Consider the following 26766-nt stretch of genomic DNA (forward strand, 5'->3'; position numbering starts at 1 on the left):
CCGGATTCGTCGACCGCGCGAAGCTCGGGGCGAGATATCGATCGGCTCCGGCGGGTGCGACCGGCACGCGCGGGGCCCGGGGGGAGACAGACCATGACCATCCCGAAGTACCCAGGTTCAGGTACCGGTTCGCCTGCCGGTAGCACTGGTCCGGGCGGACCGCCGAACCCGCGAAAGGCGTGGCCGTTCGTCGCGGTCGCACTCGCGGCGGTGGCCCTGCTCGCCGTGTTCGTGGGGGCCGCACTCACCGTCGGCGGCGACGGTCCGAGGCCCGGGCCGACACCGACGACGGTCGGCCCGACGTACTCGCACTCTCCCGATCCGGCTGTACCCAGCGGGGAGATCTGGCAATGGGCGCTGGGCCGCAACCTGTGGACGGATCCCGGCCTCGCGGCGTACGCCGAGGACCTCGGCACCGACTGGGGTGATCCGGGGACCGACGCCAACGTTCACTCGCGAGGGTTCCAACTCACCGCCGACAGTTCGGGCACTGTCACAGCCGTGACTCTCTACAACGACGAATCCGCGCTCGGCTACCCAGCCGGGGAGACCAGCTTCAGCGCCTACCAGGGTTCGCTGCCGATGGGTCTGACCTGGAACACGACGGCAACCGACCTCGGCGTCGTCTACGGCGCGGCAAACCAGACCGGCGGCTACGGAACCGAGATCGCCTTCACCTACGTCACTCCTGGCGGCGAGCAGGTCAGGCTCTCCTTCGCCGCCCGCCACGAGCGGGACCTCCCGGGCTCACCGATCCACAGCATCACCGTGAGCCGCTGACGAACGAAGCTCGGCGCTCTTTCGCCCAGGTCAGGTGTGGGTTGATCTGGGGGATAGCCTGGCGGTCGGGTCATGGAGTGCGGTTGCCGGTGGAACGGCAGGGGTACGGGAGTGGGATGCTGGTCGCGGAGCGGTACCGGTTGGGCGCGTCCTTGGGGCGGGGCGGCATGGGGGAGGTCTACCGGGCGACGGACGAGACGCTGGGGCGCGAGGTCGCGGTCAAGCTGATGCTCCGGTCGGGGGAGAACACCTCGGCGGTGGAGCGGTTCCAGCGGGAGGCGCGGGCCGCCGCGCGGCTGACCGATCCGCACATCGTGGCCGTGTACGACTTCGGGCAGTACGACGGCACGTTCTACCTGGTGATGGAGCTCGTCGAGGGCCGGTCGGTCGCGGCGGAGCTGGCCGAGAGCGGCTCGCTGCCGTGGGAGCGCGCGATCACGATCGTCGAGCAGGCCGCGGCCGGGCTTGCCGCCGCGCACGCGCAGAACGTCGTACACCGTGACATCAAGCCCAGCAACCTGCTGGTCGCGGCCGACGGCACCGTGAAGGTCGCGGACTTCGGGATCGCCCATCTGCCCGGGGCCGAGACCAAGGAGCTGACGGTCACCGGGGAGATCCTCGGTAGCCCGCACTACCTGTCGCCCGAGCGCGCCAGAGGTCTGCACGGCGGCCCGGAGTCGGACGTGTACGCGCTGGGCTGCGTGCTGTACCAGTTGGTCACCGGGCGTCCGCCGTTCGTCGGCGACCACCCGACCGCGGTGCTCTACCAGCACGTCGACACACCACCGATCCCGCCCGCTCAGCTCCGTCCGGAGCTGGCCGGCGCCTACGACGGCGTACTGCTGCGGATGCTCGCAAAGGCGCCAGACGACCGTCCGACGGCTGAACAACTCACGGTCATGTCCCTCGCGGCAGAGCTGTTTCCCACGGTCCCGCTCCCCGCCGAACCACCGGACGAGCCGGGCACCGTCCCACTGGTCGTTCAGCCGGCCGGCCGCAGAAAATCGCTCCTGATCGCCGCCGCTGCCGTACTCGTCCTGGCCGGCGCGATCGCGGCCGGCATCGTCCTGCGCAACGCCGGAGACAACCTGCCGCCCACTGTCGACGTCGGCCCACGCCCTAGTACCAGCGCCCCGGCCCCTGCACCGACGACCGCACCAACCGCCACCGAGCCCACGCAGGGCGGCGAAACGACGCGGATCACCCCGTCCACCACACCTTCGGACACCCCGAGCCCCACCCCGACCACACCCACACCAACTCCCACGCCGACACCCACACCAACACCAACACCGACGCCTTCCCCGACCCCAACCAAGACGTCGACGTCCCCCACCCCGTCGTCGACACCGACATCGACTCCCTCCCCCTCGCCGACCCCGAAGACCACCAACACCCCCTCACCGTCATCCACCCCGACCCCGTAATCGCCAGCGGTGGCCGGGACGTGTTCGTCTCGGTCCTTGGCGGCGCGGTTTGCGATGGTGACTACAGCTGGGCCGAGCATCAGGGACAGGGCGGCGACGGCGCAGGCGAGCGCGAAGTCGTCCGCCGCCTTCCTCGGGCCTGTACGGCGTCCGCCGCCAGATACAGCGCGCCTGTCGCGAGGGCCGGGCCGCTGACAACCGACAACGATCCGAGCCCTGGGATGCCGCTCAGCCCGATCGCGGCAGCGGTGAGTGCGCCGAGCATGACCGTGGTCCACGCGATCCGCTGCCAGGCGACGATCGACAGGCCGATCAGTGGCACGAGCCACGTGGCGGTCAGACCCGCCGCGGGCCAACCACCGGGGTCCGCGAACGCTTCGGCGGCGATCCACAGGGCCCCGACGACCGTGAAGACCGCCATCAGCACGAACCCTGATCGCCGCAGGAACCGCGCCACCATTCACCTCCGGCCGGTCTGCCAGAGCGGAAAGCCACCACCGCACCGGGCCGTCGGAAGACTCTTGACGGGCTGGACGGCGCGGCTCTGCGTTCAGGTCTGGGCCGGGTCGTCGTCGGTGCGGTCGCTGTCGAGGAAGGTGCGGATGTCGTGCGCGATCCGGCGGCTCTGGACACCCAGGTGGCCCTTGCGGGGATAGATCAGGGTGGTGCCGCGCGGGATCAGTTCGGCGGTGTGCTCCAGCAGTTCACGGCCGTAACAGGCGTCGCGGGCGCCACCGACGACGAGTGTCGGTGCCGTGATCTCGGTCAGGCGATCACGAAGGTCGAAGGCGTCCTCGGCCTCGAGTGTCGTCAGCAGGTCGGTGTCGGGGCGGCCGAGGGCGAACGGCCCGAGGAACCAGCCCAGCATCCGCACGACCCGGCGGGTGGTGCGGTGTGCACCGATGATCGACATCATCGCGGCGGACGCCGCGCGGAGCCGGCCGGCTCGCAGGGCGTCCGCGGTCTCGCGCTGACAGCTGTGCCCGAACGGTCCCAGCCGATAGGCGGCCGAGACGACGACCAGGCGGCGTACGACCTCGGGATGATCGGCAGCCAGTTGCAGTGCCACGCTTCCGCCGGTGGACACCCCGACGACGTCCACCGGCTGACCGAACCGCTGGTGCATCACCCTCGCGTAGTCGCGGGCGAGGTCGGCCATCGAAGTGCCGGGAGACAGCCCGCAACGCCGGTTGAGCCACCACACCTCGCGGCCGTGCGCGAGCAGTGCACACTGGCCGCGCTGAAAGCGGAGGTCCAGGCCGTGAGGCGGCCGATGGTGCGCGGTCAGCCCTGGCAGGAACACCAATGGCGGCCCGTCGCCGATGCGCAGGCACGCCATCGCGTCGGCGACCTCGACGTCGTGACCGTGGCGCATGGACTGTCACCTCCTGTCGGGTTCGGGAGGCAGCTTCGACCGCTCGGCGGGCCTGTCATTCGACGACTCGTAGGGCGGCGGGGATGTCCATTCGCTGCTGGCGCCGGAGACCGAGCAGGGGAGCGAGCGCGACGATCGACGTGCCGAGGAGAAGGACGGCGACGACGGTCGTGGTCGAGAGAGTCGGTCGGACCATCAGGTCGGGGGTGACCTCGCCGAGGCCGGAGGTGATGTACCTGAGTGCGGCATACCCGCCGGCGATCCCGGCGAGCGTTCCGAGCAGGCCGATGACCGCGTTCTCGCCGACCGCGATGCCCATCACGACCCGTGGCGGGAGACCGAACGCGAACATCGTGGCATGCTCGCGGGTGCGTTCGTCCGCGGTGATGCCGGCCGTGTTGAACGCGATCAGCAGAGCGAGCAGCAGGGTGGCTATCTCGATCACGCGAAGGATGCCGGTGAACTGGGCGAGGGCGTTGTCCAGGACGTCGGCGAAGGCGGCGGCCGAATCGACGGAGGAGACCCCCGGCTGCCCGAAGACGGCGCGTTCGAGCTCGTCGACGCTCCCCGCGGGCATCACGAGGACCTGGTTGGCGGTGCCGGTCAACCCGAACTGTCCGGCGCCGGCGACGTCGAGATAGGCGAACGTCCGCCAGGGGTCGGGATGGAGTGCGCGGACCGGAATCCGGCTCGTGACGAGGCGGAAGCCGTCGGCGGACCGGACCGGGTGCCGAAGCTCGACCACGTTGCCAGGGGCCAGACCGAGGTCCTGGGCCGCCTTCTCGGACAACACGATCCCGGTCTTCGGGCCGCGGTCGCCGAGCAGCGTCGGGGTCCAGATCTTGTTGGTGAAGTCAACGACCTGGACGACCGACTCGATGTCGGCGCCTTGACCGAGCAGCGTCGCCGGCACCGCCAGTTGAGGCTGCGACGCGGCGACGGCAGGTTCCTCGCGGAGCGCTCGCAGCGGCGCGGAGTTCAGCGGATAGTAGGTGTCGAGGGTGACGACGAGGCGCCCGGGGCTGCTGTGGCCGACTTCGTCGGTATGCGCGTCTCCGGCAGCGGTGAAGGTGTCCAGGAGACCCAGGACTGCGACCAGAGAAGTCATGGCGGCGGCGATGCCGAGGGCCGTGAACACCGTTCGGCGGGGCGTGCGGAGCACGTTGCGCAAAGCCATCGACAGGTAGGTGCGTCCGGGGAGCCGTGTCCTGGAGAGCAAGGTCAGCAGGCGTCCTGCCGGCCGCGCCGACTTGTACGCACCGGTGCGAATCGCCTCCACGGGATGCATGCGTACCGCTCGCACGGTGGGGACGACCGCGGCGATCACCGGGAGGACGAGTCCGAGTGCGGCGGCCTGAGCGAAGCGGCCGACCTGGAAGCTGGTGACCCAGATCGGCAGCGGAAGCAGATCGGCCATGACGTCGCCCATCGCCCTGCCGATGAGCCAGCCGACACCGATCCCTGTCAACACTCCGACGACGGCGATCTGGACGCCGACGAGCATCGGCCGGACCGCGAGCAGTCGCGGTGGCACGCCGAGCGCCATCCCGACGCCGATCTCCCGGCGCTGTGACTCGATCATCCGGCTGATCAGGTTGAAGGTGGCGAACGCCGCACCGAACAAGATCAGGAACGCGAAGACGTTCCAGGTGGTCTGGTCGTTCTGGGCGTCCTCGTACAGTGCTCGGTGAACGGGATCCTCGGCGCGAGTGCTGACCGTTCCGCCGACCGGCGCGAGGGCGGCGGTCAACTGCCGGCGTACGGCCTCCTGATCGGTGCCGGGCCGAACCCGCACGACGAGGTCGTTGACCTGGCCGACGTGCCCGGTCACTCGCTGCGCCACGGTGATCGGCGCGAACACGACCGCGTAGCCGGTCTCGCCGAGCACCATCCCGCTGCGGCCGGTCACCTGGAAGTACTCGGGGGTGTAGCCCGTCCCGACGTACTCGAGGGTCGTGCCGGTGCTGAGCCGGAGCTTGCCGTTGGGCGGCAGCCCGTGGCCGGAGGCGAACTTGGCCTCGAGTACGGCGATGTCGAGGGCGGGATCACCGGCCGCGAGGCCCTGACCGTGCTCGACGTGCAACGCGTCGACCGGCGAAACCCCCGACGGCATGCCGACAACCTCACCAGGAAGGAGCAGTTGGTCCGTGCCGGTCGACGCATCCACCAGAGTCGGTGCGATCAGGCGCTCGACGGCCACATCGACCACGGGTGCGTCCGGTATACCTTCGACTGCTCGGAGCAGCGATCCCTGCGGAACGAACGCGCCCGCGGGCAGCTTGACCCGCAGATCGTGCATCCGAAGGCTCGCGTAGCTGCGGTCGTTCGACTCGAGCCGCCACGCCGTCGTGCCGCCGAGGCCGGCGTAGGCGCCGGTGCCGAGCGCGATGACCAGAGCCAGCGCTGTCACCAGGAGCCAGCGCCGGCGCAGGTCACGCCATGACCAGACGACCCAAAGGCGAAGCGATCCGGTGGGCATGACGACTACCAGCGGAGGTCGGCGGTACGGCTCTTGCCGCCGACGGGTGGGCCGTCGCTGACGATGCGGCCGCTCGACAACTCGATCACCCGATCGGCGACCCGGGACAACTCGCGGTTGTGTGTCACCACGAGCACGGTCTTGCCTGCCTCCGCCTGTTCCTGGAGCAGTTCGAGGATCTGTACGCCGGTTCGGAAGTCGAGCTCACCTGTCGGCTCGTCGGCCAGCAGGATCGGGTTGTCGGTGGCCAACGCCCTGGCGATCGCGACCCGTTGCTGTTCACCACCGGACAGTTGGTGCGGGAAGTGATGCAGGCGATCGGCCAGACCGACGCGTGACAGGCCGTCCCGGGCGATGTCCGCGGCCGCCGGACGGGCCGCGACGTCGGCGCCGAACTGTACGTTCTCCAGGGCGGTCAGCCCCGGGAACAGGTTGAACGTCTGGAAGATGAAGCTCACGGAACGGCGCCTCAGTGCGAACTGCTCACGCCGTGACGACCTGGTCATGTCACGTCCGTTGAGAGCGACTCTGCCGTCGGTCGGCGTGTCGAGCAGACCGATCATGTTGAGCAGCGTGGTCTTGCCGCTGCCCGAAGGGCCGAGCACCACCACGAAAGCGGCCTCGTCGACATGCAGATTCACCTCCGTCAACGCGGTCACTGTGCTGTCACCGACGACGTACCGCTTGGCCACGTCGTCGAGATCGACCCTCGTCCCCGTCGACAGGTCAGGGGACGACGCTCGCAAGTGGGTGGCGATGTCCTGGTCCATCTGTTCACCGTCCCAGCCCGGGACGGTCGGCGGCAGTGACCAAAGTCCTTCGGGAGCAGGGACCGTGGCGGTTGCCTACTGGTCGGGGGTGACGCGGAAGACCGGATAGTCCGCCGCGATCCGCTCGAACTCGGTCAGCGGGGCCGTGCGGTCGACCGGCAGATGGGCTCGCGCGCCGGGGGCGAGTTCCAGATATCGCTGCAGGATCGCTGCCCGGGCGGCCGGTTCGACCTCCACGAGACGGACCGTCTCACGATGACCGGCGCGAAGTACGGCCCGTCCTCCGGCGGCGCGGACGTTGCGCACCCAGTTCGTGTGATCGCCGAGCATGCAGACCAGGTACCGCTCGCCGTCGTACCGCGTCAGCACCAGCGGGAACGAGATCGTCCTGCCTGTACGCCGCCCGACGACCTCCAGCGTGACGGCCTGCTTGGGCGCCGCGATCCGGTACGCGTACTGGACGGCCCCGATCCGGTTCAGCACGCGCGCAAGCCGGTTCGGCCGGCCACCCCGGTACATCCACCGGTCGAGCCGGTGCAGTACTCCCACGGACTGGGTCTCGGCGCGCTTCATGACTCCTCCGCTGCGGTGCATAGGTCATTCGAGATGTACGTGGCGGCGTCGTCTTCAGCTCAGCGCGATCAGCGCGGTGTCCACAGGGCTGATCGGCCCCCTGGCTCGGGACCAACGGCCGATGCAGGCCACAGGGCGGATCCCGGGACTTTGGTCCCTGTCCCCGGGCGCCGGAGCGCGCTGTGCTGGAGGTGCAGACGGACGGGAGTTGATCGTCATGGACGAGATCGTTGTCGGCGTCGACGCTGCCTGGCGCCGAGCCGGAGCGCTTGACTGGGCCTTGCGGGAGGCCGGGCGGCGGCGCATGCCGCTGCGTGCGGTGCATGTGATGGACGATCGCAGGGCGCTCGTCGCGCCGGTGCGGATCGACGGTCAGGTGATCATGGCGTCGCCGATCCCGAAGGTGGACCGGCGGGTGGTCGACGAGGTCGAGGAGTACCTCGCGGCCGTCGGTCAGGGCCTGGAGTTGGACGCCGATGTCGTGATCGGTGCGCCGGACCGGCGGCTGGCCGACCTCAGCACCGATGCCGGGCTGACAGTGGTCGGCCGGCGTGGTGTGGGCGGCTTCACCCGGCTGCTGATCGGGTCGACCTCGGAGTACGTCGTGCACCACGGCGACGGCCCGATCGTCGTCGTACCCGAAGGATGGCAGCGGGACCGCCACGCACACGCGCCGGTCGTCGTGGGCCTGGACAGCGACGACGAGAACGTCGCCGCGCTGGAGTTCGCGTTCGAGATGGCCGCGCTGCACGGGGCGCCGCTGTGGATGGTGCTCGCCTGGGACATTCCCGCGGCGTACACCTGGGACATCGCGTCCGCCGGCGAGCTGCGCGAGGACTGGGAGCACCTGGCGCAGGACCGGCTGGACAGCATCGCGGACCAGTGGCAGCACAAGTATCCCGACGTCCACCTGCTCCGGAAATTGCGGCAGTCCCACGCCGCGGCCACCTTGCTCGACACCGCGGAGTCGACCTCGGCGCAGCTGATCGTGCTCGGCGGCCGGCGCCATCGGTTGCCCGCCCTGATGCTCGGGTCCGTGGCGCGTGGCGTCCTGCATCACGCGACGGTGCCGGTCGCGGTGGTCCACGAGCGGCCGGCGCCCGGACGCGCTCGGCCCACCACCTGACCAAAGGGGGACGAGGCGCGGCGACGCGGGAGTTGTACGGTGCCGTCGCGGACAACTTGCATCCCGGTCACTCACGTCGGTGAAACCGGCTCGCGCGGTGTGGCAGCAGGTCACGCCAGTACGCCGGGCCTGCGGCTGTAGACCGGGATGATGTCGATCGGCACGTCGCGGGTGACCATGCCGCTCTTGACGGGCTCGTTGGTCCAGACGTCGTACCAGGTCCCTTCGGGCAGATAGGTCGTCCAGGTAGTGACGCCGGGTTCGAGGACCGGGTTGACCAGGAGATCGTCGCCCAGCTGGTACTGGTACGGGTGGTGCCAGATCTCCGGGTCGTCGGCGTGGTCGAAGAACAGCGGCCGGAGCAGGGGCCGGTCCGTGGTGACGGCGCGACCGGCCTGTGCTGCCAGGTACGGGACGAGCTTCTCCCGGAGTACGGCGTACGCGCGGAACACCGGCACGACCCGGTCGTCACCTGTGGTCTCGGCGACGTGCCACGGCGTCCGGTCGCGCAACGGTCGTTGATGGTGGTTGAACTCCGAGTGGTACTGCATGATGGGCAGGAACGTCGACGCCGCGGTCGCCCGCAGGTAGAGCTCGGCGTCGGGCACCGGTCCGGAGAAGCCGGCCAGGTCCCAGCCCCAGTAGACGATGCCGCACGACGCCGCGGTCAGGCCTGCGGTGATCGACGACCGGAACGCCTCCCAGGTGGAGTCCTCGTCGCCGGCCCAGAAGATGCCGTGCGCCTGCGAGCCGGTGAAGCCCGCGCGCGAGAACGTGACCGGCGCCTTGCCGGCCGACCGGAGCAGGTCGCCGAACGCGCGCGCGTAGTGCACCGGGAACAGGTTGTTGCCGTCGTCCCCACGCCGCCCGTCGGCGTACCGCAGGTCGTGGCCCCAGGCGTGCTCGCCGCCGTCGGTCTTGAAGCCGTCGACGTCGAGGTCCTCGACCAGGTACCGGCGCTTCTCGGTCCACCAGTCCCGCGTGCGCTGCACGGACAGGTCGGGCATCAGCGCCTTCGGGAACCACCAGCCGCGGTTGTGGTACGCCGTACCGTCCGCCTCCAGCACGGCGTGACCCTCGCGGACCATGGCGGCGGCGTCCGCGGCGACCTGACCGGTGCCGAACTCGCTCTTCTGCAGGGGTATCTGCCAGAGGATCACCTTGATGTCGCGACGGTGCAGATCGTCGATCATCGCGCGCGGGTCCGGCCAGGCGCCGTCGGGCGGGTAGCCGAAGTCCGAGGCCTTGTGCGCGCTGCCGTCCGGCGTCACCTCGTACTGCGCGTCGCGCCAGATCGTGATGCCTTCCTCGTCGCTCCACGCCTCGATCACCACGGTCCCGACCGGGATACCCAGCTCGCGGTGCTTGTCCATCCGGGCCGTCACGAGGTCCTGCGTGTTCCACTCGTTGCCGGAGGCCCACAATCGGAACACCCAGTCCGGCAGCTCCTCCGCCCGGCCGACCTCGTCCAGGAACGCACTCAGTACCTCGGTCGGCGGTCCTTCGTAGATGCCGAGGTCGACGACCGGTTCGTGGCCGAGGGCAACTTCCACCGTGAGGCCGGTGTCGTCGGAGGAGAACCACGTACGGCGTGAGGTGCGCACGTGGAAACCCCAGCCGCCGTTGACCACGTGTGCGAACGGCATCGGAAGGTAGGTGCGGCCGTGCGCGCCCTGTGCCTTGTACTGTTCGAAGACGACGGCGTCCAGGTCCCGGCCGCGCTGGTCCAGATGGTCGTAGCGCTCGCCGAAACCGACCAGATGATCGGTCGGCCGCAGAGGCAGTCTGAACCGCGCCCGGTGCACGCCTGCGGCCGACACCAACCACTCCACAGCGCTGACGCGATCACCGCCACCCAGCACCTCGCCACCCGCGGCCGTCCACTCGGCGGGCGCGACTTCGAACCATCCGCTCGTCTCGGTGCCCGCACGGAAGCGGTAGCGGACCGGTTCGGTGATCGGCGGGGTGACGACGGACCAGCTGTCGTCGGAGCCCAGCGCCTTCGCCTGGGCCTCGCTCAGGTGGCCCTCACCGCCTGCAAGTGCTGCCGCGTCGGCCGCGGTCGCCTGGGCCGGTGTCAGCTCGAGTGTCGTCGTACCCCATTCGCAAACGACCGACGTGACGTCGGGGGAGGCGACGACGCCGAGCCGGACCGGCTCGCCGACGAGCGGAAGGACCGGGACGCGCTGGTCCGGGGAGCTGGCGTACGGGTGCTCGATGCCGTACGGGCGATGGGTGATCATGTCAGGCCTTCTCGGAGAGGATGCCGAGTTCGTCGGCGAGGATGAGGTACATGCCGTGCGACCACAGCAGCGGAGTGGCAACGGTGCCCCAGCGCGCGATCCACTCGTCGCGCGAGCCGGGGTGCAGCAGGTGGTGGGGCACCTGCTCAGGCAGATCGCCGTCCGGCGTCGCCTGATCGGCGATCCAGCGCAGCAGCCGCCACGCCCCGGCGGAGTCGCCGGCAGCGGCGAGGTTCCAGCCGAGCAGCGCGGACAGCAGGAGCCACTGCCCACCGCCGTAGAACACGTCGGCGGTGAACCGGTGCACCCCGCCGTCGGCGTCGAGATCACGGGCGACGGCCGCGAGCGTCGCCGTACCGGCTGCTCCCGACACCAGACCGAACGGTACGACGCAGGCGGGCAGGGACCCGTCGACGGCCGCCGTCCCCAGCCACTTGGTCAGGTGCCCGTCGTGCATGCCCTCGGCAACGACCAGGGAACGGATACGTTCGGCGACGTCCCGGACGGCGACCTGCGTGTACGGCGCGATCGCGGCGAGTCCACCGTGGATCGCGCCGAGTGTCGACACGTGCCGCTGCTCGACGTGCTCCTCCCACCAGTCGTAACACGGCCGGTCCCAGAACGTGACCAGGTAGTCGACGGCGACGTCGATCCCGCCACGCCAGCGTTCGAGGTCGAGCCCGTGCCGGGCCGCGTGCGTGACGACCGACCACAGCCACGTCCCGTAGCCGTCGGTCTGGAAGTCCCACCACGGGTCCGACCCGTCCGCGCCGTCGAACGTGAAGCGGGTCGGCAGCATCGCCGAATCCGGAGGGGTCTCGGCCCGGGTGACGGCCGCGCGCAGGTCGTCCACCTGCGCGCGACGGCTCCGGAGTACCCGGTCGACCCAGTCGTGGAAGCGATCCGCCGACGGCACGTCGCCGTACCGTGAGATCCCCTCCGCGGTGAACGACCCGTCCCGCAACCACGCATATCCCTTGTACGCCGAGAAGGTGGGCGCAGCCGGATACGCCCCACCGGCATCCTGGTACTTGGTGATGACCGCATGACTGTACTCGGCCAGCTCACGCAGCCTGCTCAGATCCACGACCTCCGGCGCCATCACTTCTTGAGCAAGCCGTTCACCTTGGACTGGGCGTCGGCCAGTGCCTTCGCCACCGTCTTCCGGCCGGCGGCCGCGGAACCGAGTTCCTGGGTGACCGCGTCCTGCATCTCCTGCTGGCGCTCGATCACCGGCGGCAGGATCGGCTCCTCCAGTGCGGTGAAGACCGCCTCCCGGTTGGCCGGCTTCGGCTGGTCGAGGTACGCCTTCAGCTTGCTCTCGTCGGCGACCGGCGGCAGTTCCCACGAGGACGCGAGCCGGGTCTTCGTGGTCTCGTCGGACGAGGACAGGTAGGTGATCCACTTCTGCGCCGCGGCGGCGTTCTTCGAGGCGGCGTTCACCACCAGCCCGTTCGCGAACATCGCCGACGCCTTCTTGGTGTTGCCCGGCTCGACCACGACGTCCCAGTCGAACTTCGCGTCGTCCAGTGCGGAGAACATCCAGATGCCGGTGTGCCACATCGCGAGCTTCCCGGACTTGAACAGCTTGGAGTCGAAGTCCGGCGTACCGGCGCCGTCGGCCTCGGTCGGCATCGTCCTGCCCACCTTGCCGACCAGGAACTCGGCCGCTTCGACACCCTGCGGCGAGTTGAAGGTGGCCTCGGTCCGGTCCGCGTTCAGGAACTCACCGCCGTTCTGCGCGAGCACCTTGTAGAACTCGTTGTACGACACCGGCTGGTAGTCGCCCCAGGTCTTGGTCGCCTTGTTCGTCAGCTTGGCGGCCGCGGCCTGCTCCTCCTTCCAGGTCCAGTCGGCGGTGGGTTCGGCGACGCCGGCCTGCTTGAACAGGGTCTTGTTGTAGAACAGCACGACGTTCGAGAACGACTCCGGTACGCCGTACTGCTTGCCGCCGGAGTTGAACGCGTCGTACAGCGTCTTCTTGTACACCGACGAGTCCACGTTCTGCAGTTCGGCCAGCGAACCGTTCGTCGCGTAGGTCACGAAGTTCTCGTAGTTGAGCTCGAAGGCGTCCGCCGCGGTGCCGCCGGCGACCGCGGTCTGCAGCTTGGTGAAGTAGTCGGCGTACGGCACGGTCTCGACCTGCACGGTGATGTCCGGGTTCGCCGCCTGGAAGGCGTTGACGATCGCGGTCAGGTCCTTCTCGTGACCGTCGTTCGACGAGAAGTTCATGTACCGCACGGTGGCTTTGCCGTCCGGTGCGGCGGCCTCCTTGGTCGCGGATCCCTGCCCGCAGGCGGTCAGCGCGAGCGCGGCGGTCAGACCGATCGCCGCGAACTTGAGTAGGCGCATGGGAGTGTTTCCTCTCACTTGATACCGGTGTGTGCGACACCGGCGATGATGTGGCGCTGCGCGAGCAGGTAGACGATGGCGATCGGCACGATCGAGACGACGGAGCCCGCCATCACGACGTCCCACTGGGTGGTGAACTGGCCCTGCAGGGTGGACAGGCCGAGCGGGAGCGTCATGAACTCCGGCGACCGGATCACCACCAGCGGCCAGAGGAAGCTGTTCCAGCTGCCCATGAACGCGAAGACGGCGACGGTCGCGAGCGCGGGCCGGATCAGCGGCAGCACGATCGTGGTGAAGATCCGCAGGTGCCCGGCGCCGTCGATGGTGGCCGCCTCGTCCAGTTCGGCCGGTACGGCGGTGACGGCCTGGCGGAGCAGGAACACCCCGAACGCGGACGCGATCGTCGGCGCCAGCAGAGCGAAGTACGTGTCCTGCAGGTTCAGGGTCTTCATCTCGATGAACAGCGGTACGACGAGCACCTGCAACGGGACCATCAACGTGGCCAGGTAGCAGCCGAAGATCACGTTCTTCAACGGGAAGTGCAGTCGCGCGAAGCCGTACGCCGCCATCGATCCGGTGATCAGCTGGAACCCGGTGGAGGCGATCGCGATCAGCAGCGAGTTCACCAGGATCCGCCAGATCGGCATCGCGTCCAGCAGCGTGTGGTACGCGTCCAGGGTCGGGTTGTCGACGATCAGCTTCGGTCCGTCGGCCGGCGACCCTTCCGGGGTGATCGAGGTGATCACGGTCCACAGGAACGGGAAGAGCATGATCGCGGAGCCGGCCACCACCGCGGCGTACAACCAGAACCTACGCATAGTGCACCCACTTCCGCTGACCGCGGATCTGGACCACTGTGATCACCAGGATCACCGCGAACAGGATCCAGGACAGTGCGGACGCCTCACCGGCGCGTCCGTACCGGAACGTCAGGTCGTAGATGTGCCCGACCACGACCTGGCTGCTGCCGGACGGCCCGCCGCCGGTCATCACGTACACCTGGTCGAACACCTGGAAGCCGTTGATCAGCGAGATGACCACGACGAAGAACGTCGACGGCGACAGCAGCGGCAGCGTGATCCGCCAGAACCGTTGCCGGGCGTTCGCGCCGTCCACCAGCGCGGCCTCGTACACGTCGGACGGGATCGCCTGCAGCCCGGCGAGCAGGATCACCATCACGAACCCGAGGTCCTTCCAGGCCGACGACAGGATCACCGCGGGCAGCGCCCACTGCGGATCGGTCCACCAGCCGGGGCCCGGTACGCCGAAGACGCCGAGCACCTCGTTGACGAGGCCGTTCGCCGGGTTGAGCAGCCACTTCCACACCAGCGCGACGACGACCCAGCTCGTCACCACCGGCAGGAAGTACGTCGCCCGCAGGAAGGCGCGGCCCTTGAGCCGCTGGTTCAGCATCAGCGCGAGGCCGAGCCCACCGGCGTACACGAGCGGCAGGTAGCCGGCGACGTAGATCAGGGTGTGCAGGAAGACCCGGCGCGTCATCGGGTCGGTCAGCAGGTTCGTGTAGTTGTCCAACCCGACCCACTGCATCGGCGAGATCAGGTTCCACTTGTGCAGGCTGACCCAGAGGCTCGACACCATCGGCACCAGGGTGAAGACCAGCAACGGGATCGCGCTGGGCAGCAGGAAGAACAGCGCCCAGCCGAGCTTCTTCCAGCCGCCGCGCCGCTGAGCGGGTATGGGCTGCGGCGGTGTGTGCGGCCGCCGGTCCCGCCGGCGCTCGGTGAGTGTCGGCGTACTCATGACGCCCCCAGTCGCGCGCGGACGAGACGGCTCTGCTCGCCGCCGTTTCCCGCCGAGTCGAAGGGCGAGGCCAGCACGAGCGAGGCCGCGCCGCGCGCCCACTGGTCCTCCGTCCAGGGCTCGACGAATACGGGCACCGCTTTGCGGGCCGGCAGCAACGATCGCCGGAAGGACGGCTCGAACCCGGCGTTCCAGTACTCCCATCCGTCCACCCCTTCGCCCAGCAGGACGACGACCTCCGGGTCGACGGTGTGGATCACGCCGGCCAGCGCGCGTCCGAGCAGGTCGCCGGCCTCGGCGTACACCGTCCGCGCGGACTCGTCCCCGGACGCGGCCGCACGCAACAGGCCGGCGAGCGTGCCGCGCGGTCCCAGCGCGCCGCGGCCGCGGGCCGTCCGGACCAGGCCGTCCGCGCCGATGTACGCCTCCAGGCAGCCGGTCGATCCGCAGGTGCACGGCGGCGGCTCGGTGCTGGGGTCCCAGACCGGGATGTGGCCGATCTCGCCGGCGCCGCCGTTCGCGCCGCGATAGATGCCGCCGTCGACCACGATCCCGCAGCCGATCCCGCGACCGATGGTGACCACGAGGTACGACGAGTGCTCGCGGCCGATCCCGTACAGCCGCTCGGCCGCGGCGAGGGTGTTGACGTCGTTGTCGACCAGCACCGGCGTACCGACGGCCTGGCGCAGCACCGGCCCGACCTGCGCGGCCCGCCAGCCGAGCGTCGGCGCGTCGACGATCCCGGAGGCCTGTGAGTCGACCGAGCCGGGGACCCCGACGCCGACGCCGAACAGCTGCTCGTCGAGGTCGGCGACCTCTTGGGTGAGGATCCGGCCGAGCCGGTCGAGGGCGTCGGCGGCGCGCGGATCGAACTCGTGCGAGCCGGACGAGCGCACGCTCCCGTCGAGCTCGACCGTGACCACGGCGACGTGATCGGCGGTGACCTTCGCGCCGAGCGCGACGCCGGTCCGGCTGACCAGCCCGAGCAGGCGGGCGGGCCGGCCGCCGTTCGACGGCACCGACTCGAGCTCCTCGACGACGCCGCGGGCGATCAGGTCCTTGGTCACCTGGGTGACCGTCGCCGGGCTGAGGCCCAGGTTGCGCGCGATCGCGGTCCGCGACGTGGGTCCGCGGGTGCCCAGCATCGCCACGATGCCGGACGGCACCAGATCGCCGCGGGGACTCTGACCGGTCACTCTCGCCTACTTCCTTCGGTACTAAATTTAGTCAAAAACTAAGCAGTGCTACTCAGGACTGTCAAGGGGTCGAGATCTTGGCTGCGGCGCCGAGCAAGAACGCTCGTGAGTGTGTTCGGGATTGTCGGTGGGTACGTCTGGTAGATGGGTACTTCGCGGCAGCGGCTTGGGGTCGCGCTTGAGATTGATGGTCGGCTTGTTGAGATCGAGCGGGGCTTGGACCTGCTGATCAACACGACGCCGGTCAATGCGGCCGAGGCTTGGGCGGACTTCGAGCGGTGTGACTTCGGTACGGCTCCTACGCTCAGGCTCAGGCCGCTGGAGTTCGAGCCGGATCTGGTACGGCGTGAGCTCTACGGTCTCGAGATCGAGAACATCGACGACCCTGCGTTGCACACGCTCTTCCGGGCGAAGCGGGACGAGATCGCGCGGCAGATCACGGCATTGGAGGATCGCGATACGTCACGGTTCGTGTACGGGTCGCTGCAGTTGTACGGCGGGGTTGCTCAGCCTCTCGTGGCGACAGCGGAGGAGCTGCTCGCGATCATCCCGACCCAGGCTCCCAGCACCCGAACCGTCACGGCCGGTGCGTTCGCGGAGGCTGCTCGTGCGGAGTTCGATCGGTATCGCGCCGTGTACGAGGGCTTTCCGGCGAACGTCGCGGTGCGCGACGACGTGTCCGAGCTGATGGTGTCGTTCGGCCGGCTGCTCATCCCGGAAGCCGCCACGTTCCGCGCGGACCGCGTCGAGCCGTTGCTGCACCACGAGGTCGGCACCCATGTCGTCACGTACCAGAACGGCGCCAGGCAACCCCTGACGCTGCTCTCGATCGGACTGCCCGGCTACGACGAGACCCAAGAGGGCCTTGCGGTACTCGCGGAGTACCTGAGCGGCGGCCTCGACCCGCGGCGTCTCCGCGTGCTCGCCGCACGGGTGGTCGCCGTCGCCAAGATGGTGGACGGTGCCGGGTTCCTGGACATCTTCGAGTCGTTGCGGGCGGAACACCGGATCCCGACGAGAACCGCCTGGACCATTGCCATCAGGGTGGTGGTCGGAGGAGGCTCGGTGAAAGACGCGATCTACCTTCGTGGCATCACCCGTCTCCTCGAATCCCTTGCGGAGGGCAACAGTCTGGGCGTGCTCTTCGCCGGCAAGTTCGCGCTGGACCACATTCCGTTGATCCAGGACCTGCTCGACCGCGAGGTCCTCGAAGCACCGTGGATCCGTCCTCGCTGGCTCGACGTGCCCGGGGCGCAGGAGCGTCTCGACAGACTGCGCGCAGGCGTGTCGGTGACGGATCTGTACGAAGGAGGTGCGGTGGCATGAGGCTGGCCTTCTTCGTCAATGACGTCGCCACCGAGATCGACGAGTACACGACTACCCGTCTGGCCAGGGCCGCGTCCCAGGCCGGGCACGAGGTTTGGTACGTCGGGGTGTGCGACGTCGAGCTCGGTGAGAGCGACGGGCAGTTGGTGGCCCGGGCCCGTGCCGCGGAGTTCGACAAGGACGACACGCTCGAGACCTTCATGGAGCGCATCAAGGAGGGCGACGCGGAACGGATCGTCCTGGACGACCTCGATGCCTTGTTCTTGCGGAACGAATCGATCGACGACTTGCAGAAGCGGCCGTGGGCCAGTCCACTGGGCGTCGTCTTCGGGCAGATGCTCAAGGCGCGAGGCGTCACGGTCGTCAACGACCCGATGTCCTTGATCCGGGCGACGAGCAAGCTCTACCTGGAGGAGTTTCCCGCGAAGATCCGGCCTCGGTCGCTGGTGACGCACGACCCCGAAGCGATCGAGCGGTTCGTCGCCGAGGTCGGCCACTCGGTCGTCAAACCGCTGTACGGCGCCAAAGGCCGGAACGTGTTCATGATCGAGGACGAGGACGAACCGAACCTCACGCAGATGACGGAGGCGGTACGGCAGGACGGCTACGCGGTCGTCCAGGAGTTCGTCGACGGCGGCGAGGACGGCGACGCCCGGATCTTCCTGCTCGAGGGCAAGCTCCTCGAGCGCGACGGGAAGCCGGCCGCCTTCCGGCGCGTACCCCAGGGAAACGACCCGCGCGCCAACATCAGCAAGGGCGGACGCCCGGTACCGCTCGAGATCGGTGCCGCGGAACGCGGCATCATCGAAGCGATGAGCGCCAAACTCGTGGCCGACGGCATGTACTTCGTCGGCATCGATGTGATCGGCGACAAGGTGGTGGAGATCAACGCGGAGAGCCCCGGCGGCATGCAGAGCGTCGAAAGGCTCTACGACGTCGACGTCTGCCCAACCGTCATCGAAGCCCTCGAACGTCGGACCAAAGCACGCCGCTGAACTGATATCAGTGCATGTAGAGGCCGCCGTCTGCGTTGAGCGTGTGGCCGGTTATGTAGGTGGATTGGTCGGACAGGAGGAAGGCGATCGCGTAGGCGATGTCGTCGGGTTGGCCCAGGCGGGTGGTCAGGAGGTTGTCGATCAGGGCTGCTCGGCGGGTGGGGGTCAGGGGGCCGCCCATGATGTCGGTGTCGATGGGGCCGGGGGCTACCGCGTTGACGGTGATGCCGAAAGGGCCTAGTTCTCTGGCCAGGGCTCTGGTCAGGCCGATGACGCCGGCCTTGGCGACCGAGTACGGAGTCTTGCTGTAGGTGCCGCCGCCGAGTTGGGCTGAGGTTGAGGAGACGCTGACGATTCGTCCGTAGTTGTGGCGAACCATGGATTCAGCCACGCGGCGGGTTACGTAGTGGACGCCGTTGAGGTTGGTGTTGATGACTCGGTGCCACTCGTCGGAGGTCAGTTCGAGGTACGGGACGGGGGAGCTGACGCCGGCGATGTTTGCCAGTGCTGCCAGGGGTGGGAGGGCGGCTTCCAGCTCGTCGATCGCTGTGCGGACCTCTGTTTCGTTCGAGACGTCGGCGCCGACGGCGTACGCCGTGACGTTGTACTGCGCGGTGATCTCCGCAGCGAGTGATTTGCCGCCGACGGCGTCGATGTCGAGGATGCCGATGTTCCAGCCTTGGCCGGCGAGGAGCAATGCGGTCGCGCGGCCGATGCCCCGTGGGGAGGCCGCGCCGGTCACGACCGCGGTGCGGTCGGCGGTCATTTGGCGGCTCCGTAGTCCTGGCCTGGTTTCCAGTCGGCGAAGACGTAGTCGGACTCTGAGACCTTCGCGCCGGCTGCCTTGGCCTTCGTCAGGGCCTGGGCGCGGTCCGCGGTGGTGGCGTCGCTCAGTTTCTTCAGTTCGGCCTTGAGATCCTTGATCGATCCGCCGAGGTAGCCCTGGACGATGTTGCCGACGTGCGGCGTGACGGGTTTGCGGAGTGCGTCGACGCGCGCGATGGCGGGGTTCTTCACGATCGCCTGCGGCATCAAGAACACGTTTTCCTTGCAGTACTCGACGCCCTTCTTGTACGCGTCGACGACGTTCGCCGACGCGACCTGGTCAAGGTTCAGCGGCGGCTGGTCCATCGCCTCGACCATCCCCTTCTGGTAGTCGTCGGACATGAACGACGCGATCAGCTGTCCGGCCGCGTCGGGATTCTTGCTGTCCGCGGAAACGAAGTACGTCGCAGCGGGACGGCCGCGGTAGCACCACGGATCCGTACCGGAGGTCGGCACCAGGATCTGACCGGAGGCGAGCTTGTCGACGATCGTCGGCGCCAAGGCCTTGGATCCACCGGCACACCAGATGCCGTCGATGAACGTCCCGACCGCACCGGAGGCGTACCGGGTCCGGGCGTCGACGACACCGAAGTTGTTCGAGCCGGGCATGATCAGCTTGTCGTCGTTCAGCTGCTTCAAGAACTCGATCACGCCTACATAGGCGTCGTGGTGGTACGCGTACTCGCCGGTGGTGAACTGCAGGCCTTGATAGCCAGGGAAGCCCGCCGCCTGGGCCATGTCGTCGACCTGGTCTCGGATGCGCCCGCCGTCGGCGCCGATCGCCAGCGTGAGCGGCTGAATCCCGGCCGACTTGAGCTTTCCCAGCGCGTCCTTGAAGGCCGCGTAGTCCTTCGGCACGTTGTTCGGATCGAGCCCGGCCTTGGACCAGTGGTCCTTGTTGACCCACACCAGCGTCGAGCTCTGCCGGAAGCTGAACATCGGGAACCCGTACAGCTTGCCGTCCAGCTGGGTGATGCCCTCGGTGAACGCGTCCTTCGGCAGCTTGGACTTCACGTCGGCAGGGATCGTCACCTCGTGCACCCATTTGCCACTCACCAGGGCAGGCAACGGGAGCCCGATCACATTGGAGTAGACGTCCGGCATCTTGTTGGCCTGGTGCGCCAGCTGGAACGCCTGGGTCGCCTTGGACGCGTCGTAGTACGTATGGCCGACGTTGGTCTTCAAGGCCGGCGACTGGGTCTTGGCCCAGTCGTCGTTGAGGCGCTTGAACGAACTGAAGTGGTCCCACCAGTCCAGCGTTCCGGTGGCACCCCCGCTCGTGCTTCCGCTCTGGGTGCTCGAACCGCTGCATCCGGTCGCGGCGCCGATGGCGGCGAGTACCGATGCGCCGAGCAGACTGCGACGTGTCATCTCGGTCATTTCCACTCCTTAGGACTTGACTGCTCCGGAGATTCCCTCGACGAAGTAGCGCTGCAGGAAGATGAAGAGCACGACCACCGGGACGATCGAGATCACCCCGGCCGCGGCCATACCGGACCAGTCGGTCGCGGTCTCGCCGACGAACGCCTGCATGCCGACGCTCACCGTCCGGAGATCGGGCCGGCTGAAGGTGAACACCAGCGGCAGGAAGAACGCGTTCCAGGTCGTGATGAAGGTGAGCACCGCGACGGTCGCCGTGACCGGCATCGCCAGCGGCAGCATCACCGAGAAGAAGGTACGGACGAACCCTGCGCCGTCGACGACCGCGGCTTCCTCCAGCTCGCGGGGGATCTGCCGGAAGTACCCGTAGTACAACAGGATCGCCGACACGTACGCCCCGCCGCTGAGCGCGAGGATCATGCCGCCCAGCGAGTCGATCAGGTGCAGCTGCATCGAGATCTTGACCACCGGGATGATCGTGTAGCCGGTGGGGACGAACAGCGTCGCGATCAGTACGCCGAGGAAGAGCTTGGACCCGCGGAATCGGTAGCGGGCCAGGACGTACCCGGCCGTCGCGCAGCGAATGGTGACGATCACGACCGTGACGAGGGTGGTGACGACGGTGTTGATCAGGTACCGGCCGAAGTGTGCGTCGTTCCACGCTCGCGAGTAGTTGTCCCAGACGAACGTCGAGGGCCACAGCTTCAGTCCGCCGGTGAACATCTCCATGTTGTCCTTGAGCGATGCCGACAGCATCCACAGGAACGGGAAGATCCAGAGCACCGCGATACCCACCAGGAAGAGCGCGGCGATCCACCACGGCGCCCGGTGCAGCAGGCGCCGTCGCCGATCCGTGCGTACGACGGCTTGCGCTGTCATCGCTGGTCTCCTCTCAGCCGGCGCCCGGCGTACACGCCCCACAGCTGAAGGGCTCCGACGACGGCGACCAGCAGACCGAAGATCACCGCGGCCGCGGAGGCGTGGCCGAGCTGGGGGATCGAGGCGGCGAAGGCCCAGCGGTAGATGTAGATCTCGATGATCTCGGTGTGGAAGTACGGGCCGCCGCCGGTCAGCGTGTACATCAGGTCGAAGTTGTGGAAGGTCTCCTCGACGGTCAGCACGGTGATGATGATCAGGAACGGCTTCAGCATCGGCAGGGTGATGTGCCGGAAGAGCTGCCCGGTGCCGGCGCCGTCGATGCGCGCTGCCTCGTACAACTCGTACGGAATGGTCTGTAGCGCCGCGAGCCAGTAGATCATCGTGACGCCGAAGAACTTCCAGACGTACAGCACGGCCGCCGTCGGCAGGGCCAGGTGCTGATCACCCAGGAAGTCGACGCCGCCGAACCCGAGCTTCATCAGCGCTGTGCTGATCGGACCGCTGGCCGGATCCAGGATGAAGCGCATCACCACGCCGATGATCGCCGTCGTGGTCACCACAGGGATGAAGAACGCCGAACGCAGCAGACCGATCAGCGGCAGCTTCGGCGAGTTGAGAACCATCGCCAGCAGCAGGGTGAGCAGCACCCGCGCCGGCACCACCAGGAGCATGAAGAACAGCGTGACCTTGAACGAGTTCCAGAACAGCGGATCGGCGAAAACCGCGCGGTAGTTGCTCAGTCCAACGAACTTCTGACCGCTGTCGAAACCGTTCCACTCGACCAGCGAGTACCAGTAGCTCGCGATGATCGGGTAGATGGTGTAGACGCCGTACAGGACGACCGTCGGCACCAGGAAGATCCAGATCCAGGTGGTCCTGAAGCGCACAGATCTGCTCGTCATGGCCGGGCTACCTGATCTGGCTGAGCGCGAACGTGCGGGGATCGTTGCCGATCCGGTGACCGCTCTCCGCCGCGGTGATCGACGCGATCTCGTCGTCGGTCAGTGCGAAGCCGTCGAGCTCGAAGTTCGCACGGATCCGTTCCGGAGCAACCGACTTGGGGATGATGAGGTGCCCTTGTTGGAGGTGCCAACGGAGCACCACTTGGGCCGGCGTCACGTGGTGCTCCTCGGCGATCGACGCCAGGACCGGAAGGTCGAGGTCGTGGCCTTGACCGAGCGGCGAGTACGCCGCGATCGCGATCGACCGCTCGCGGCACAGGGCCGTCAGTTCGCGCTGCTGATAACTCGGATGCAGCTCGATCTGGTTGATCGCCGGAACGACCTCGCTCTCCTTCGCCAACCGGTCCAGGTGCTCGGGCAGGAAGTTGGACACACCAATCGCCCGGACCCGCCCGTCGGCGTAGATCCGCTCGAGCGCACGCCAACTGTCGACATAGCGATCTACGGTCGGGTGCGGCCAGTGCACGAGATACTGATCCGCGTAGTCCAGGCCGAGTCGCTGCAGCGTGTCGTCGTACGCCGTCAGCGCCGTCTCGTAGCCGTGCTCGCCGTTGCGCAACTTGGTGGTGACGAACAGCTCGTCGCGCGGGAGCCCGCTGGCCCGTACGGCGGCGCCGACGCCGGCCTCGTTGTTGTACGCCGCCGCGGTGTCGATGTGACGGTACCCGATCTCGATCGCCTGCTCGACCACGCGCTGGGTGTCGCCCGGCGGGACCTGGAAGACGCCGAAGCCGCGCTGCGGGATCCGGACGCCGTTGTTCAGTGTGATCATCACGATCAGCTGCTCGGTTCGAGGATCAGCAACGATGCCGACGGCAACGGAAGGGAGACCTCGAGCGAGACGTCGCCGTCCGCCGTGAGACTGCGTTCCGGCTCGAACTCCTCGAGACCCTGCCGGCTCTTGATCGTCGCCAGCTGTTCGGCGGTCGGGTCTTGGGGTGAGCCGAGCTGCTGCCAGACAGTGAAGGCATTGCTGTGGTCGGCGTCGATGCGCAGGTGCCGCAACCGGTACGAACCGGCCGGCAGGTTGCGAACGGTCACCGTCACCGGCGTCAGGCCCTCGCTGGTCTGGTACTGGTCGTCGATGTGCCGCCAGACCAGCACGGCAACGCTCCCGTCCTCCGAACGCGACGCGAGGGCGTCGACTTCCTCAGGCATGCTGCTGCCGTCGGTGCCCTCGAGTTCGCCGACCTGCCACGCCGCGTCCGACGTCGTCCGCAGCCGGTCCCGGCCGAGCAGCGACAGCATCCGATAGGCGTTGAGGAACGGTTTTTCGACACCACCTGCCGTGAGGAAGGACCGAGTGCCTTCGAAGTAGCGTTCGGCCTCGAAGTAGAAGCTCCACGAGGTGGCGTAGGCGACCAGGGCCGGCTCGGTGGCGTTCAGGTCGAGGATCTTCTTCATCAGCTTCGCCTGGAAGACCGGGTAGTACTCGGTGTTCTGGAAGCTGTAGTTGCGGTTGTCGTAGCGGCCGAAATGTGCCGGCACCGCCGCGTCGCACTCGTCGACGATCACCGGCAGGTCGGCGTACGCGTCGTACGACCCGATCAGGCGGTTGAACTCGCGCAGGTCGTACAGCATCTTCGTGGACGACGGACTGAGCTGCTCGGCCGCCGGCTCGGCGAACGGGCGGTAGTCGCGGGTCGGGAAGTGGCAGCCCTTGGTGTGGTACGAGATGAAGTCCAGCGGCTCGTCGCGGCGCGAGGTGTAGTCCAGGAAACCTTGCAGAAAACCGATTCCGCCACTGGTGACCGCCGGTCCGCCGACCTTGGCCTCGGGCAGCACGCCGCGGATCGCCTGGACCGTCGCCGTGTAGAGCTCGTTGTACTGGTCGAGTGTGCCGCGCCAGTAGTCGATGTCCGGCTCGTTCCACAGCTCCCAGAGCCAGGTCTTCACCTCCGCCTCGCCGTACCGGTCGATGCAGTGCTGCACCGTGGCGCTGATCAGGCCTGCCCACTTGGCGTAGTCCTTGGGCGGATATCCCCAGGCACCGGCCTCGTAGCTCGTGTAGGCAGTCGGACTCGGTACGACGGTCAGCTCGGCGGCCTCGGGTGGCAGCAGGTCGCGCGGCGTGAAGCCCAGCTCCACGAGTAGGTGGTGTCCGGCGCCGACGATCGCGTCGTACGCCTGGTCCAGCAGCGTGAAGTCGTAGTACGGGTTGCCGTCGGCGTCCTCGTGGTAGACGTTGCCGGAACTCCAGTGCGGGATGCCGAATCCGCTGCCGGAGCAGTACATGTAGTGCGGCCGGACGAAGTACCCGGCGCCGGAGAAGTCGGCGAAGGTCTGCAGCAGGCGTTTTCCGGTGGGCGTGTACGTCCAGTTGAACTCGTCGTACCCGAAGCTCTCCCAGATGCGCGTCAACGGACCGTCGGTCTGGGCGGCGTCGACCTCGATCGTGGCCGCGGAAACGTGCAGTGCGTCGGGTTTCCGGGGAGCGGCCGGCGGAAACGGCCCGAGTGCCCTGCGTCCAGTGTGAACCGGTGTGTCGGTGGTCATCGGCGTTATGACCTCTCTCTGCCTGAGGGGGAGGTTCCCGAGTCTGCTCGGCACTTCGTTTACTGTCAATGGGTAACTGTTTACAATCTACAGTGACGCCTGGGAGGGGTTAGAGTGCATCGGATACTGGCGGTAACTGGCCTGAGGAGGTGGTCGGCTTGATCCCCGACGATGTCGTGTCCCCGCTGCCGTCGCAGCGCGCTCTCGGTGATCTGGTCACCGACGTGCTCCGGGAGATGATCACGGGCGGGCGGTTCCAGCCGGGCCAGCATCTCAAGGAGACCGAGCTGGCCGACGCGCTCAAGGTCAGCCGCGGGCCGATCCGGCAGGCACTGGCCCGGCTCGAGGAAGAGGGGCACGTCGAGCTCCGGCGGCACCGCGGGGCCTTCGTCAGCACGCTGACCAGGACCGACGTCGAGGAGGTGCACACCCTCCGTGGCGCGATCGAGAGACTCGCTGCCGGCCGCGCGTGCACCCGGATGCAGGACGCGGGATTCGCCGAGATGGACGCGGTCCTGGAGCAGATGAAGAGCGTCGACACCAAGATCGATCCGGAGGACGCCGTCCGGCTGGACCTGCAGTTCCACGACATCATCTACGCGTACTGCGACCACGGCCGGGTGCAGCGGGTGTGGGAGTCCATCCGCGGGCAGGTGACGGTTTTCCTGCGAGCCCGGAACGCGAGTTTCCCGGATTTCCTGGAGGTCGGCTACAGCGAGCACAAGGAGCTGCGGGACGCGCTGGCCCTCGGTGACCCGCAAGCCGCGCAGGACGGGATCGACAAGCACATCCTCGGGGCGTACGAGCGGCTGAAGCGACTCAACCTGCCGGACCGCTGACGTTCGACAATCAGCCGGATCTGAGCAACGCGTTCAGGCGCCTGCGACCTCGAACCGCCAGCGGGCCGGCTCCGTCGACGAGATCAGGCCGGTGATCCGTTGACGCTTTCGGCCACGGACCGCGGTGCAGGACGGGCGGCGGCCGCGGACTCGCGGTTCAGGAAGGTCCCGAGCTCGCCAATGGTGCTCATCAGCGGCGCCGGGAAGACAACCGTCGAGTTCTTGTCGACGCCGATCTCGACCAGGGTCTGCAGGTTGCGCAGCTGCAGCGCCAGTGGGTGCGCCATCATCGTGTCGGACGCCTGCCCGAGCGACGCGGCCGCCAGGGCCTCGCCTTCCGCGGCGATGATCTTGGCGCGCTTCTCCCGCTCGGCCTCGGCCTGGCGGGCCATCGCGCGCTTCATGGTGTCGGGTAGCTGGATGTCCTTCAGCTGTACCAGCGTGACCAGGACGCCCCATTCGGTGGTGGTCTCGTCGAGGATCTCGCGGATGTTGGCGTTGATGACCTCGGTCTCGGAGAGTGTCTCGTCCAGTGTGTGCCTGCCGACGACACCGCGCAGGGTCGTCTGGGCGATCTGGTCGATCGCGGCGGCCACGTTCTCGATCGCGAGCACGGACTTCGCGGCGTCGACGATCTTGTAGTACGCGACGGCGGAGATGTCGACGCTGACGTTGTCCTTGGTGATGATGCCCTGGGACTGGATCGGCCGGGTGACGACCCGCAGTGAGACTCTCCGCAGTACGTCGACGAACGGGATGATCAGCCGCAGGCCGGGCTCGCGTACCGCCTTCAGCCGGCCGAGCCGGAACAGGACGCCTTTCTCGTACTGCGTGACGATGCGGACGCAGGACAGCAACACGAGCAGCACAACGGCGACGGTGATTGCCACGATGGTCATCTTTGGTCCTCTCCTGACGGGCCGTGCCCGCGGATGCTTCGATCAGCCTCTACATCAGCGTTCGTCGGCCGGGCCCGGGACGG

The 26766-nt window shown here is 68.0% G+C and carries 24 protein-coding genes; 6 read left to right on the forward strand and 18 right to left on the reverse strand.

From position 1 onward, the window contains the following. Positions 1 to 93 precede the first annotated feature (93 nt). Together E0H50_RS36695 and E0H50_RS36700 are read left to right on the forward strand one after the other, a co-directional pair. Positions 94 to 780, forward strand: a complete 687-nt coding sequence (locus tag E0H50_RS36695; protein ID WP_131295636.1) for a hypothetical protein — start codon at positions 94 to 96, stop codon at positions 778 to 780. 89 nt (positions 781 to 869) lie between these two features. Continuing rightward, a complete protein-coding gene (locus tag E0H50_RS36700) occupies positions 870 to 2207 on the forward strand; it encodes a serine/threonine-protein kinase (protein ID WP_238151615.1) in 1338 nt (445 codons plus the stop codon). 79 nt (positions 2208 to 2286) lie between these two features. Here E0H50_RS36700 and E0H50_RS36705 read toward each other — a convergent pair whose 3' ends face one another. From E0H50_RS36705 to E0H50_RS36725, 5 genes are all read right to left on the reverse strand, one after another. Continuing rightward, complete coding sequence (locus E0H50_RS36705) at positions 2287 to 2628, reverse strand: hypothetical protein (RefSeq protein ID WP_131295638.1); 342 nt, start codon at positions 2626 to 2628, stop codon at positions 2287 to 2289. Between the two features lie 129 nt (positions 2629 to 2757). Next, positions 2758 to 3582 (reverse strand): alpha/beta fold hydrolase, encoded by an 825-nt coding sequence (locus E0H50_RS36710; RefSeq protein WP_131295641.1) that lies wholly within the window; start codon positions 3580 to 3582, stop codon positions 2758 to 2760. A 55-nt stretch (positions 3583 to 3637) separates the two neighbouring features. Beyond that, positions 3638 to 5992 carry an ABC transporter permease gene (locus E0H50_RS36715; protein WP_131295643.1) on the reverse strand — a complete coding sequence of 785 codons (2355 nt, stop codon included), beginning with the start codon at positions 5990 to 5992 and terminating at the stop codon, positions 3638 to 3640. Between the two features lie 74 nt (positions 5993 to 6066). After that, entirely contained in the window at positions 6067 to 6831 is a 765-nt protein-coding gene (locus E0H50_RS36720) for an ABC transporter ATP-binding protein (RefSeq protein ID WP_131295645.1), read from the reverse strand. Positions 6832 to 6906: 75 nt separating this feature from the next. Further along, positions 6907 to 7404 (reverse strand): nitroreductase family deazaflavin-dependent oxidoreductase, encoded by a 498-nt coding sequence (locus E0H50_RS36725; RefSeq protein WP_202868494.1) that lies wholly within the window; start codon positions 7402 to 7404, stop codon positions 6907 to 6909. A 217-nt stretch (positions 7405 to 7621) separates the two neighbouring features. Between E0H50_RS36725 and E0H50_RS36730 the strand changes: the two genes are divergently transcribed. After that, a complete protein-coding gene (locus E0H50_RS36730; RefSeq protein ID WP_165547426.1) occupies positions 7622 to 8530 on the forward strand; it encodes a universal stress protein in 909 nt (302 codons plus the stop codon). A gap of 110 nt (positions 8531 to 8640) precedes the next feature. Here E0H50_RS36730 and E0H50_RS36735 read toward each other — a convergent pair whose 3' ends face one another. Genes E0H50_RS36735 through E0H50_RS36760 form a run of 6 tightly spaced genes read right to left on the reverse strand, consistent with a single transcriptional unit; the run spans position 8641 to position 16082 of the window. Beyond that, positions 8641 to 10773, reverse strand: a complete 2133-nt coding sequence (locus tag E0H50_RS36735; protein ID WP_131295649.1) for a glycoside hydrolase family 31 protein — start codon at positions 10771 to 10773, stop codon at positions 8641 to 8643. A gap of 1 nt (position 10774) precedes the next feature. Continuing rightward, positions 10775 to 11875, reverse strand: a complete 1101-nt coding sequence (locus E0H50_RS36740; RefSeq protein ID WP_131295651.1) for a glycoside hydrolase family 15 protein — start codon at positions 11873 to 11875, stop codon at positions 10775 to 10777. Next, positions 11875 to 13125: an ABC transporter substrate-binding protein gene (locus E0H50_RS36745; RefSeq protein ID WP_131295653.1), complete on the reverse strand. Its 1251-nt coding sequence runs from the start codon at positions 13123 to 13125 to the stop codon at positions 11875 to 11877. The genes E0H50_RS36740 and E0H50_RS36745 overlap by 1 nt, the downstream gene beginning before the upstream one ends. Positions 13126 to 13139: 14 nt before the next feature. Beyond that, complete coding sequence (locus E0H50_RS36750; RefSeq protein ID WP_131295654.1) at positions 13140 to 13943, reverse strand: carbohydrate ABC transporter permease; 804 nt, start codon at positions 13941 to 13943, stop codon at positions 13140 to 13142. Continuing rightward, positions 13936 to 14886: a carbohydrate ABC transporter permease gene (locus E0H50_RS36755; protein WP_131295656.1), complete on the reverse strand. Its 951-nt coding sequence runs from the start codon at positions 14884 to 14886 to the stop codon at positions 13936 to 13938. The genes E0H50_RS36750 and E0H50_RS36755 overlap by 8 nt, the downstream gene beginning before the upstream one ends. After that, complete coding sequence (locus tag E0H50_RS36760) at positions 14883 to 16082, reverse strand: ROK family transcriptional regulator (protein ID WP_238151608.1); 1200 nt, start codon at positions 16080 to 16082, stop codon at positions 14883 to 14885. The genes E0H50_RS36755 and E0H50_RS36760 overlap by 4 nt, the downstream gene beginning before the upstream one ends. Before the next feature lie 216 nt (positions 16083 to 16298). On the opposite strand from E0H50_RS36760, the gene E0H50_RS36765 reads away from it, so the two are divergent. Together E0H50_RS36765 and E0H50_RS36770 are read left to right on the forward strand one after the other, a co-directional pair. Beyond that, on the forward strand, positions 16299 to 17408 hold the full coding sequence (locus E0H50_RS36765; protein ID WP_202868495.1) for a peptidase MATCAP family protein: 1110 nt from the start codon (positions 16299 to 16301) through the stop codon (positions 17406 to 17408). Further along, the gene (locus tag E0H50_RS36770; RefSeq protein WP_131295658.1) at positions 17405 to 18403 is read left to right on the forward strand and encodes an ATP-grasp domain-containing protein; all 999 of its coding nucleotides are present in this window, start codon (positions 17405 to 17407) and stop codon (positions 18401 to 18403) included. The genes E0H50_RS36765 and E0H50_RS36770 overlap by 4 nt, the downstream gene beginning before the upstream one ends. Before the next feature lie 7 nt (positions 18404 to 18410). Here E0H50_RS36770 and E0H50_RS36775 read toward each other — a convergent pair whose 3' ends face one another. From E0H50_RS36775 to E0H50_RS36800, 6 genes are read right to left on the reverse strand one after another with little or no spacing between them, the layout of a single operon-like run. Then, positions 18411 to 19169: an SDR family NAD(P)-dependent oxidoreductase gene (locus E0H50_RS36775; RefSeq protein ID WP_131295661.1), complete on the reverse strand. Its 759-nt coding sequence runs from the start codon at positions 19167 to 19169 to the stop codon at positions 18411 to 18413. Next, positions 19166 to 20608, reverse strand: coding sequence for an ABC transporter substrate-binding protein (locus tag E0H50_RS36780; RefSeq protein WP_131295663.1), 1443 nt, complete (start codon positions 20606 to 20608; stop codon positions 19166 to 19168). Before E0H50_RS36780 ends, E0H50_RS36775 begins: the two co-directional genes overlap by 4 nt. Positions 20609 to 20617: 9 nt before the next feature. After that, a complete protein-coding gene (locus E0H50_RS36785; protein WP_131295665.1) occupies positions 20618 to 21487 on the reverse strand; it encodes a carbohydrate ABC transporter permease in 870 nt (289 codons plus the stop codon). After that, positions 21484 to 22389, reverse strand: coding sequence for a carbohydrate ABC transporter permease (locus E0H50_RS36790; protein ID WP_131295667.1), 906 nt, complete (start codon positions 22387 to 22389; stop codon positions 21484 to 21486). The genes E0H50_RS36785 and E0H50_RS36790 overlap by 4 nt, the downstream gene beginning before the upstream one ends. 7 nt (positions 22390 to 22396) lie before the next feature. Further along, the gene (locus tag E0H50_RS36795) at positions 22397 to 23221 is read right to left on the reverse strand and encodes an aldo/keto reductase (RefSeq protein ID WP_202868501.1); all 825 of its coding nucleotides are present in this window, start codon (positions 23219 to 23221) and stop codon (positions 22397 to 22399) included. 5 nt (positions 23222 to 23226) lie between these two features. Next, entirely contained in the window at positions 23227 to 24945 is a 1719-nt protein-coding gene (locus E0H50_RS36800; RefSeq protein WP_131295671.1) for a GH39 family glycosyl hydrolase, read from the reverse strand. Positions 24946 to 25103: 158 nt separating this feature from the next. Between E0H50_RS36800 and E0H50_RS36805 the strand changes: the two genes are divergently transcribed. Next, positions 25104 to 25784 carry a GntR family transcriptional regulator gene (locus E0H50_RS36805; protein WP_202868496.1) on the forward strand — a complete coding sequence of 227 codons (681 nt, stop codon included), beginning with the start codon at positions 25104 to 25106 and terminating at the stop codon, positions 25782 to 25784. An 83-nt stretch (positions 25785 to 25867) separates the two neighbouring features. On the opposite strand, the gene E0H50_RS36810 is transcribed toward E0H50_RS36805, so the two are convergent. Further along, a complete protein-coding gene (locus E0H50_RS36810; RefSeq protein ID WP_131295672.1) occupies positions 25868 to 26683 on the reverse strand; it encodes a slipin family protein in 816 nt (271 codons plus the stop codon). Between the last annotated feature and the right edge of the window lie 83 nt (positions 26684 to 26766).

This window comes from Kribbella sindirgiensis, from assembly GCF_004331435.1.
Lineage (GTDB): Bacteria > Actinomycetota > Actinomycetes > Propionibacteriales > Kribbellaceae > Kribbella > Kribbella sindirgiensis.

What these genes read in the sequence shown, in the direction of transcription:
- E0H50_RS36770 (WP_131295658.1), top strand. Translation starts at nt 17,405, where the DNA reads ATGAGGCTGGCCTTCTTCGTCAATGACGTCGCCACCGAGATCGACGAG.
- E0H50_RS36725 (WP_202868494.1), bottom strand. Translation starts at nt 7,404, where the DNA reads ATGAAGCGCGCCGAGACCCAGTCCGTGGGAGTACTGCACCGGCTCGAC.
- E0H50_RS36755 (WP_131295656.1), bottom strand. Translation starts at nt 14,886, where the DNA reads ATGAGTACGCCGACACTCACCGAGCGCCGGCGGGACCGGCGGCCGCAC.
- E0H50_RS36780 (WP_131295663.1), bottom strand. Translation starts at nt 20,608, where the DNA reads ATGACCGAGATGACACGTCGCAGTCTGCTCGGCGCATCGGTACTCGCC.
- E0H50_RS36740 (WP_131295651.1), bottom strand. Translation starts at nt 11,875, where the DNA reads ATGGCGCCGGAGGTCGTGGATCTGAGCAGGCTGCGTGAGCTGGCCGAG.
- E0H50_RS36745 (WP_131295653.1), bottom strand. Translation starts at nt 13,125, where the DNA reads ATGCGCCTACTCAAGTTCGCGGCGATCGGTCTGACCGCCGCGCTCGCG.
- E0H50_RS36695 (WP_131295636.1), top strand. Translation starts at nt 94, where the DNA reads ATGACCATCCCGAAGTACCCAGGTTCAGGTACCGGTTCGCCTGCCGGT.
- E0H50_RS36710 (WP_131295641.1), bottom strand. Translation starts at nt 3,582, where the DNA reads ATGCGCCACGGTCACGACGTCGAGGTCGCCGACGCGATGGCGTGCCTG.
- E0H50_RS36735 (WP_131295649.1), bottom strand. Translation starts at nt 10,773, where the DNA reads ATGATCACCCATCGCCCGTACGGCATCGAGCACCCGTACGCCAGCTCC.
- E0H50_RS36705 (WP_131295638.1), bottom strand. Translation starts at nt 2,628, where the DNA reads ATGGCGGTCTTCACGGTCGTCGGGGCCCTGTGGATCGCCGCCGAAGCG.
- E0H50_RS36775 (WP_131295661.1), bottom strand. Translation starts at nt 19,169, where the DNA reads ATGACCGCCGACCGCACCGCGGTCGTGACCGGCGCGGCCTCCCCACGG.
- E0H50_RS36800 (WP_131295671.1), bottom strand. Translation starts at nt 24,945, where the DNA reads ATGACCACCGACACACCGGTTCACACTGGACGCAGGGCACTCGGGCCG.
- E0H50_RS36795 (WP_202868501.1), bottom strand. Translation starts at nt 23,221, where the DNA reads ATGATCACACTGAACAACGGCGTCCGGATCCCGCAGCGCGGCTTCGGC.
- E0H50_RS36720 (WP_131295645.1), bottom strand. Translation starts at nt 6,831, where the DNA reads ATGGACCAGGACATCGCCACCCACTTGCGAGCGTCGTCCCCTGACCTG.
- E0H50_RS36810 (WP_131295672.1), bottom strand. Translation starts at nt 26,683, where the DNA reads ATGACCATCGTGGCAATCACCGTCGCCGTTGTGCTGCTCGTGTTGCTG.
- E0H50_RS36730 (WP_165547426.1), top strand. Translation starts at nt 7,622, where the DNA reads ATGGACGAGATCGTTGTCGGCGTCGACGCTGCCTGGCGCCGAGCCGGA.
- E0H50_RS36750 (WP_131295654.1), bottom strand. Translation starts at nt 13,943, where the DNA reads ATGCGTAGGTTCTGGTTGTACGCCGCGGTGGTGGCCGGCTCCGCGATC.
- E0H50_RS36790 (WP_131295667.1), bottom strand. Translation starts at nt 22,389, where the DNA reads ATGACGAGCAGATCTGTGCGCTTCAGGACCACCTGGATCTGGATCTTC.
- E0H50_RS36785 (WP_131295665.1), bottom strand. Translation starts at nt 21,487, where the DNA reads ATGACAGCGCAAGCCGTCGTACGCACGGATCGGCGACGGCGCCTGCTG.